Origin of the sequence: Mesorhizobium sp. M7A.F.Ca.US.005.03.2.1 (assembly GCF_003997795.1) — a bacterium.
Lineage (GTDB): Bacteria > Pseudomonadota > Alphaproteobacteria > Rhizobiales > Rhizobiaceae > Mesorhizobium > Mesorhizobium ciceri.
The window spans coordinates 1-9,220 of sequence record NZ_RZRP01000167.1 but is presented as its reverse complement, the minus strand read 5'-3'; the positions used below and the strand labels follow the sequence as shown (position 1 = coordinate 9,220).

General features: G+C 63.5%; 7 protein-coding genes. All 7 read right to left on the bottom strand.

The features are described 5' to 3' along the window. A partial coding sequence (locus tag EN991_RS12090; protein ID WP_127368830.1) for an aminotransferase occupies positions 1–1,222 on the bottom strand: 1,222 nt, incomplete at its 3' end. A gap of 96 nt (positions 1,223–1,318) precedes the next feature. After that, positions 1,319–2,050, bottom strand: a complete 732-nt coding sequence (locus EN991_RS12085) for a LamB/YcsF family protein (RefSeq protein ID WP_127368829.1) — start codon at positions 2,048–2,050, stop codon at positions 1,319–1,321. Positions 2,051–2,062: 12 nt separating this feature from the next. Beyond that, positions 2,063–4,411, bottom strand: a complete 2,349-nt coding sequence (locus EN991_RS12080) for a xanthine dehydrogenase family protein molybdopterin-binding subunit (RefSeq protein ID WP_127368828.1) — start codon at positions 4,409–4,411, stop codon at positions 2,063–2,065. Further along, entirely contained in the window at positions 4,404–4,901 is a 498-nt protein-coding gene (locus tag EN991_RS12075) for a (2Fe-2S)-binding protein (protein ID WP_127368827.1), read from the bottom strand. Before EN991_RS12075 ends, EN991_RS12080 begins: the two co-directional genes overlap by 8 nt. Then, the gene (locus EN991_RS12070) at positions 4,892–5,749 is read right to left on the bottom strand and encodes an FAD binding domain-containing protein (protein ID WP_013533166.1); all 858 of its coding nucleotides are present in this window, start codon (positions 5,747–5,749) and stop codon (positions 4,892–4,894) included. Before EN991_RS12070 ends, EN991_RS12075 begins: the two co-directional genes overlap by 10 nt. Positions 5,750–5,910: 161 nt before the next feature. Further along, on the bottom strand, positions 5,911–7,878 hold the full coding sequence (locus EN991_RS12065; protein ID WP_127368826.1) for a hydantoinase B/oxoprolinase family protein: 1,968 nt from the start codon (positions 7,876–7,878) through the stop codon (positions 5,911–5,913). A 3-nt stretch (positions 7,879–7,881) separates the two neighbouring features. Then, positions 7,882–9,220, bottom strand: a 1,339-nt coding sequence (locus EN991_RS12060; RefSeq protein WP_164768997.1) for a hydantoinase/oxoprolinase family protein, incomplete at its 5' end; no start/stop codon positions are given.

Below are 9,220 nucleotides of genomic sequence, written 5' to 3'. Positions count from 1 at the left end.
TCCCTGCTGCGATACCCCCTGCGCGCCCAACCTTGGCGAAGGGGCGTTTCGTCGCCTTGTCTGCCACCAGCTCAACGGCGCCGATAAGACCGGTGCCCCGCGCTTCACCGACAAGCGGGTGATGGGCAAATGAGCGGATGCCGGCCTGGAACGACGTCTCGAGGCGGGCCGCGTTTCCGATCAGGTCCCGCTCCTCGAAGATGGCCAGGTTTTCGAGACCCACTGCCGTCGCGACCGGATGACCTGACGCCGTGAAGCCGTGGCCGAAATTGCCGATCGTGGCGGTGGTGTCGGCGATCGCCTGATAGATCGCATCGGAGAAAATGACGGCGGCAAGCGGCATATAAGACGACGTGATTTGCTTGGAGACCGTCATGATATCAGGCGTGAAGCCGTATTTCTGAGCGCCGAAGGGCGTACCAAGCCGCCCGAAACCACAGATCACCTCGTCCGCTATCAGAATGATATCATTTGCCCGGCAGATTTTCTCCACGCCTTCCCAGTACCCGACCGGCGGTGGCAGAACGCCGCCGGCTGCCATGAGCGGCTCTCCTATGAAGGCTGCGATGGTGTCAGCCCCTTCTTCGGCGATCACCGCTTCCAGCTCGGCGAGCAGGCGCGCCGTGAAGGCGGCTTCGTCTTCGCCTGCCATGCCGAAGCGATAGAAGTGCGGGCAGGTCAGGTGGCGAACGGGAATGGCCGGCAGATCGAAGTCGCGATGGTTGACCGGCAAGCCCGTCAGGCTGCCGGAGGCGACGGTGATGCCGTGATAGCCCTTGGTCCGTGCCAGGAATTTCTTCTTTTTTGGCCGGCCCAGCGCGTTGTTCATGAACCACATCATCTTGACGATGGTGTCGTTGGCTTCCGAGCCCGACGACGTGAAGAAGACACGCGTCAGGTTTTCCGGCGTCATCTCCACGAGTTTCTCCGCGAGCCGGATGGATGGCTCATGCGCCTTGGAGGAGAAGGTGTGGTAGTAGGGCAGCTTCAGCATTTGCTGATAGGCAGCGTCGGCCAACCGCTTTTCCGAAAAGCCGACGCCCACCGACCAGAGCCCGGCCAGCCCTTCGATGTATTCCTTGCCGCGTTCGTCATACACACGGATGCCGTCGCCGCGGCTGATGATCAGCGGCCCGGTTTCTTCGTGCTGACGCAGGTTGGTGTAGGGGTGCATGGTGGTGGCGATGTCGGCGGCGGCGAGAGAGTTGGAAAGCGCATCCATGGAAGTCCTCAGCGGCTTGGAGAAATGGTTCGGGCAGTGAGTTCGAGATAGTCCTCGAGTCCCCTGCGTGGAGCTTTCACGATTCGGGAGAATGAATCATGGCAGGCCGTTGGAATGAGTGTCGATGATCCGCCGCATCAGCGCGGCGACGTCGCGCGCATTCGGCGGATCGGAGTGGATGCAGACGGTGTCGAAGTCGACCGGGCGGATCGTGCCGTCTGTCGTGACGAGTTCGCCTCGAGTAAGCGCCCCTATCATGCGGTGCTCGGCAAGCGTCAGGTCGATGGCCGACTGGACGCGCGGGATGATCAGGCTGCCGCCGGGAGCGTAGGCAAGATCGGGAAAGAACTCGCCCACGAAGGCAACGCCGAGTTCGGCTGCCGCCGTCTCGTGACAGGTTCCCGCCATGCCGAAGAGAGGGACGCCGAACGGCTTGACCGCCGCGGCAATTGCCCGGGCAGTGTCGACGTCGTGCGCGGCCATGCCGTAAATGATGCCATGCGGCTTGACATGGCTGAGTTGCCCGCCCTCGGCGACCAGCATCCCTGTCAGAGCACCGATTTGATAGAGGAAGGCAGCTGTCAGTTCCTCCGGCTGAAGTCTCATTTCGCGCCGGCCGAACCCCTCACGATCGGGAAGGGAGGGATGCGCGCCGACCCGCTTGCCATGCGAAAGGGCGAGCCGCACGGTCTTCAGCATCGTCCATGGATCGGAGGCGTGGAAGCCGCAGGCGATGTTGGCGCAATCGATATGAGGCATGATGCCGGCATCGTCACCGAAGCGCCAGTTGCCGTAGCTTTCGCCCATGTCGCAGTTCAGGGTGACCATGGTTTACTTGCCTCAGCCCAGAGTGTTCAACGCCCAGCCGGGGGCGATGTGCGGGAATTCCGGCGGTGGTTCGCGCTCATGCAGCAGTCGAAGCACGCGTGGCGGCGTCACTGGCAGCTGCCGTACCGGCTTGCCGATGGCGCGTGCCACAGCGCAGCCGATTGCCGCGCCCACCGCCAGGATCGGGACCTCGCCCGCACCCTTGGCGCCTAGAGGCCCCATCGACGGCGCGCCCTCGTAAAGGTCGGCGGCGACCGGAACCACATCCTGCGCCAGCGGCAGGCGATAAGTCTCGAAATCGTCCTGCGCGATGCGTCCGTCGGCGGTGAGCGTCACCTCCTCGTGCAACGCATAGCCGAGCCCCTGTACCACGCCGCCCTGTATCTGGCCCAGGATGGCGCGCGGATTGAGCGCGCGGCCGACATCTTGAACTACGCGATAGGCCAGCACCTCGACATGGCCGGTGTCTGGATCAACCGCCACCTCGGCCTCGTGAACGACGAAGACGGGAATGTCGAGCGCATCGATGAAATGCCCCATCGCGCAGCCGGACATTGCCGGAGTGTTCCTGGCGGTAAAGGCTCCGCTTCCGGTGATCGGGCCGGTGGTTGCCTGCGCATGGGCGACGACAGCGGGGATCGACATGCCGGAACCGGGAAGTCCCGTGATCTCGACACGACCGTCCCGCAGCACCAGGTCTTCCGGTCGGGTCTGGAGCATCTCGCCGGCGGTCCGCAGCAGCTTCTCTCGCACTTCCGCGCAGGCGGCGATGCTCGCGGCACCAATGGACACGGTGGTGCGCCCACCGCCAACGCCGACATCGAGACCGGCGGCATCCGTATCGGCTTCGCGCACGATCACCTGGTCGGGAGCAAGCCCGAGCTGCCCAGCCACGATCTGCGGCAGGGATTGCACCATCGTGCCGGATCCGATCTCCACACCCGAGGTGACCAGCGTTGCGCTGCCGTCGGCGTTCAAATTCACCGTCGCCGCCGAAGGCCCGACGAAAACGAACCATGTGCCGACCGTGGTCGCAATTCCATAGAGCCTGCCGTCGGCCTTGGCCTCTGATGTACCGGTGCTGGCGCGCAGTGTCTCCATGCGATCGAGCATCGGACCCAGCACGTCGGCCTCGAAAACCTGCCCCGTGGCACCGAGATCGCCATCTCCCAGGACATTTTTCTTCCGGAACTCTATTGGGTCGAAGCCTAGCGCATCGCAGATTTCGTCGGTGTGTCGCTCCAACGCGAAGGTGTTGTAGACGCCATTGCAAGCTCGGAAAGCGCCGTTGGGTGGTGTGTTGGTGTATACGGCGCGGCTGACGAGCCGCGTTGCGCCAACCCTGTAATTGCCGCCCAGCGTGTGCGCCGTCATCGTTGTCAGGAAAACCTGTTCGCCGCCATACGCGCCGCAGTCCATCAGCACGACCGCCTCGCGTCCGGCGATGTATCCTTCGGCAGTGACAGCGGAGCGGATGCGGATTTCCGCATTCTCGCGGCAGAGGCAGGTTGCCATCTCTTCCTGCCGGGTGTTTTCCAGGACCACCGTGCGCCCGGTCATCCGCGCCAGAAGTGCCGTGATCGGCTCGATGGACGCATCGAATTTCAGGCCGAACCCGCCTCCGACAGGCGGCACGGTGACCCGCACACGCCCGGGCGCAAGCTGCATGACCCTTCCGGTGACGTTGCGAACTGTCCAAGGCACCTGCGTCGAGGTCTGGATGTGAGCCCGGCCGTCCTCCCAGGAGCCGATGGCAACGCGCGGTTCGAAAGGCACATGGCTCTGCCGGCCGACGGTAAAGCTGCTCTCGACTATGCGTATGTCGGGACGGGCGAAGGCCGCATCGACGTCGCCGCGGCTGGATTTTGCCTCCCATGCGATGTTGCCGGCACGTGCGCCGCCCTCGGTGATCGCCTCATAGCCGCGCCAGCCCTCGTGGACGAGACGGGCTGCGGGCTGGAGCGCTTCGGCCATGGTGGACACCGGTGCCAGCGGCTCGATCTCAAGCACGATGACGGCAAGCGCCGCCCGCGCCTGCTTCTCCGTTTCGGCGGCGATGACGGCGATTGGCTCGCCATGATAGCGGATGGTGTCGATGGCCAGGAGCGGATGGTCGGCAATGCCGATGCCGTAGAGGCCTGGCGCGTCGGCGCCGGTCGCCACCGCGCGCACGCCAGGACAGCGAAGTGCCGCCGAAACATCGAGCTTGCGGATACGCCCCGCGGAAACGGTCGACCGCAGCAGCACGGCATGCAACATGTCGGGGCGAACCCGGTCGTTGGTGTATTTCGTCCGCCCGCGCAGCTTGTCCTGCGCATCGCGGCGGGGAAGATTCATCACGGTGGCGGACAGCTCAGACATGGAGACCTCCCACCGACTGGCCAGCCTTCCGCGCTTGGTCAAGGCAGTCGGCCACGGCGTCGACGATCCGCTCATATCCGGTGCAGCGGCAGATGTTGCCGACCATCGCGGCCTTGATTTCGGGACGGCTCGCATGCGGATTGTCACGCACGAACGCCGAAAGGCTCATAACCATTCCCGGAAAACACATGCCGCATTGCACGGCATCGGCGGCCTCTAGATTGGCCTGGAGCGGATGCAGCGCCTGGTTTCCGGAACTCAATCCCTCGACGGTCGTGACCGCGCATCCCTGGACCAGGCCAATCGGCTTCAGGCAGGACGGCACCGCTTCGTCGTCGACATGCACCGTGCAGGCGCCGCAGAAGCCTTCGCGGCACACGGCTTTGGTCCCCGTCAGGAATCGTTCCCGCCGCAAGATGTCGACGAGCGGCGTCATCGGATCGCCGTGAAAGCTGCAGTCCTCGCCATTCAGCTGGAATGTCACAACCATGCCAGGCCCTCGGTCTTGAGAAGTGCGGCAACACCGCGCTTGACCAGCGGCGGAAGAACCTGGCGCCGGTACCAACCCTCCGCTTCCCTGCCGTCGCGGCCCTGAAAATCATTGTGCTCTAGTGCAAGCCCGGCAGCGCGCTCCGGATCGAGCGCGGAGGCCTGGCTTGCCCTCATCGCCTGTTCGAGCGCCGTCCAGCGCCGCGCTACCGGCTCCACCGAGCCGACGGCGATGCGACATCGTTTGTCCTTGTCCACCGCAAGCGAGACGACGGCGACCGGATAGTCGCCAGCCTTCCGAAGCGGCAGGCGGATATGCGCGCTTGCGACAAGGTCGCGGCGCAGATGAATTCTCGTCACAATCGCCTCTGCCAGCAGCGCATGCCTGTCTTTGAGGAAATCCGAAATACCGATGAGTTTTGGGCCTTCGAACGTCTCCAGCTCCACCGTCGCCTCACAGACGAGAAGCGCAGGGGCGAGATCGGCGGCGGCAAAGTCGAGGGCACAAATGTTGCCGCCCACGGTGGCGACCCTTCGGATACCGGGATTGGCCGCGTTCTCCGCCGCGGCAACCAGACCTTCGAAGCCCGCTGCCCCATGCAACGCGCGGCCAAGGACTGCGTGGGTAACAGCTGCACCGATCACGACATGGTCCGAGTCGATTTCGACCTTGGACAAGGCCGGTATTCGGTCGAGTGCGACCACCGCGTCGGGAAGGTCGACCCCGCGTTGGGGATCACGCATCATCCAGGTGCCGCCTGCAAGCACCACCGCGCCCTGCCGGCGTGCTGCCATTGCCTCTTCAAGTGTGCTGGCCGCGGTGAACGATCGTCCCACGCCTGGTGCCATCTGTCATACCCCTCGGAGCAGCCAACCTTCGCGGCGCTGCGACATTGTTGCTCCAGCTTTAGGTTCCTGTGAAATAGTAATTCTTTGAATATGGTATCGAAAAAACAGATAACTCTGGCATCCCGCGAGCGCCCGCAAGATTGCGGCGCGCTCGCTGGCGCTCAGACCCAGTGGGTGACGGTCCGTTTCTCAAAACTCTCCCGGAATTGGGCGGTGGTTTTGGGAAGTAGTTCGCCGGTCTCCCAGTCGAGGATCACGGCATAGTGCCGAACCGCATCGAGCGTATCGATCTCGCCGGAGCGGTATTTGCGCGCGACCTCCTCGGGATCCATGCGTGCCCAGCCCTTCCGTTTCGCCCGGATGTCGGCACGGCAGGCTTCGGTCGCCGTCTCGTCGATTTCGTACTGGCACAGGTCGCGGTCGATTTCGCGGATCACCACACCGTAGTCAGTCCTGGCACGCTCCAGGGAAACGTAGTCGTCGATCACGTCCTCCATCACCTTGCGGGGCTCGCGCTGCAGTGGATCGCCGAAACCACCGCCGCCGGCCGTCGGACGAGCGAACTGGTCGCCTGTGTGGACGGAGTAATCGGAGAATACGGAGCCGAGCCAGATCTCGGTCTCTTCTCCGGCGCGCTTCATGGTCAAGCCGTGGGGCATCGACGGCAGGCCTCCTTCGACACCCCAGACGACAGCACGCTCGCGGTCGCAAATATAGGACATGACGGCATTTTCAGCCTCAAGCAGCGATGAGGTCTTCTGCACGCCGACGCCGCCCCGCCACTTGCCGGGCCCGGCTGAATCCTGCTTGATCTGGAACTCGAGCGTCCGAGTGGGATTGACCCGCTCGTTGCCTTCGTTCGGCTGCGACATCAGCCCGGTTCCGAAGCAGGCGGTTGTGACATCGGCACCATCCTTGCCGTTGCGCCCGCCCCAGCCGCCAGGCAGCCATTCGTAGAACATGAAGATCGGCTTTTCGGGTTTGCGCGCATCCCGTCCCCCGGCCAGCAGATATTCGAGGTTGAAGGCGCAGGCGATAGCGCGTTCGGGCATGATCTTCGACCACATCTCGAAGATCGCGTTCATGATCTTTTCAAACGGCATCAGGAACCCGGTCACCGCCACCGGCCATTCCGCGCTGACGATGCTATTCTTCGGCGCGGTCACCTCGATCATCCGGTAAAACCCGCTGTTGAGCGGGAGGTCCGGAAAGAAGGTTTTCATGCCGGCGACCACGGCCGAGAAGGTCGCGCCCGGTGCGGAATTATACATCGAGGCAATGGTCGAGTGGCTTCCCGTAAAATCGTAGTGGATCGTGTCGCCCTTGATCGTCATCTTGATGCGGATCGGGATCATGCCCTCGCCGGCACCGAGATCCCGGTCGATGTAGTCGACCGTCTCCCAGGTGCCGTCGGGCAGCTCCGCCAGACGCTTTCGCACGGCACGTTCGACGTAGTCCTGAACCTCCTCCATACCGCGCATGACCTGGCCGCGCCCGTACTTCTTGACCAGCCGCAGCAGTTCGCGCTCGGCCGCCTGCGTCGCTTGCGCCTGGGAATGGATGTCGCCAATGATCGATGCGGGATCGCGCGTGTTGGCCGCGATCATGTTGGCAACATCGGAGCAGAAGCGGCCGCGCTGGAAAAGGCGCAGCGGCGTTATCCGCAGCCCTTCGCGGAACATGTCGCGGGCGGTGACGTCGAAGGAACCCGGCACCGAGCCGCCGAGATCCGACCAGTGTCCGTTCGACTGGGAGAAGCCGATCAGTTTGTCTTCATCGAAGATCGGCCGGACGAGCCGAACGTCGCTGAAATGCGTACCGCCGGCATAAGGATCGTTGATTGCGTAGACATCGCCGGGTGCCATATCGCCTTCGAAGACCCGGATCACTTCCTTACACGTGTTGTGCAATGTGCCGACATGGACCGCGATGTCGTAGTTGCCCTGGGCGACGGAGTTGCCATCGGCGTCGTGCAGGGCATACGAAAAGTCTCGGTTGTAGATGACGAAGGAATAGCAGGTGCGAAGCATCTGTTCGGCCATCTGGTCGACGGTGGTGATGAAGGAGTTCTTCAGCACCTCGAACGTTACCGGATCGAGGCCAGGGCTCGTTTCAATCAGCTTTGTCATGTTTCAGCCTTTCGTCACGATGAGAATGTTCAGGAAGCCATCGACGGTCGCGCTCATTCCCGGCGGAACCACGGTGGTGGAATCGAACTGTTCGACGATGGCGGGTCCCGCAAAGGCAGCGCCGGCGCTGAGTTGGTCGCGTTCATAGACAGCCGCATCATGAGATACGCCGTCGAACCAGACGCCGCGGCGGCCGAGCGGCTCGGGCACATGAGGCAAGACTCCGTGTCGCGGTATCTCGGCTTTCGGGACGATGCCGATCGCCTTGACCGCGATGCGGAAGATCGATACCGGCGCGTCTTCGCGGCGGTAGTTGAACTCGCGCTCGTGTTCGTTGTGGAATGCCTCGATCAGCGGGCAGATGCTCTCGATGCGCGCCGGGGCTGACACCGCGAGCGAGCGCCACTGGCCCTGGTACATCATCTCGACCGTGCGCTGCAGCGCCATGTCTTCCTGCGCCACGCCCTCATGGCCCAGACGCTCAACCGCCTGTTTTTCCATCAGAACAAAGGCTGCCTGCATCTCGGCGGGCGAGACAGTCGAAGCATCGGCCATGAAGCTTTCGGAGAAATCGTGCTGCACGTCGACGAGAAGGCAACCGAGCGCGGAGGTAACGCCGGGATTGGGCGGTACGATCACGGTTGGAATCGAAAGCTCCTTGGCCACAGCCGCTCCGTGCAAAGCGCCAGCACCGCCGAATGCGACCAGCGCAAAGTCGCGCGGGTCGTAGCCTCGGCTGATGGAGAGAAGCCGGACGGCATTGCCCATATTGGCGTTGGCGACGGCGATGATCGCCTCGGCCGCCTGGTGGAGTTCCATGCCGAAGGGTTCCGCCACCGTCTCCTGAACCGCCTCGGCGGCCAGAGCGGGGTCGAGCGTGATCTTGCCGCCCGCAAGGCTGGTGCCGAGACGGCCGAGCACCACATTGGCATCGGTGTTGGTGGCAATGCGGTTGCCATTCTTGTAGCAGGCCGGACCTGGAAAGGCGCCAGCGGACTGCGGTCCGTTGCGCAAGCTGCCGCCCTCGTCCTGCCATGCCAACGACCCGCCGCCCGCACCGATGGTCAATACCTCGATGGAGGGGAAGCGGATCGGATATCCGAATTCGATGTACCAGTCCTTTGTGATGCGCGACTCCCCGTTCCAGGCCAGCGAGACGTCGGTGCTGGTGCCGCCCATGTCGAAGCCGATCGAGTTCGGGTAGCCACAGAGATTTCCGATGAAGCGGCTTGCGATCGCTCCGGCGGCGATGCCGGATCCCGCGAGCCGGGCTGAGAAATCCTTGACGCTCGCGGGCGTCATGACCCCGCCACCGCTGTGCAGCAACAGGAGATCTCGTTTG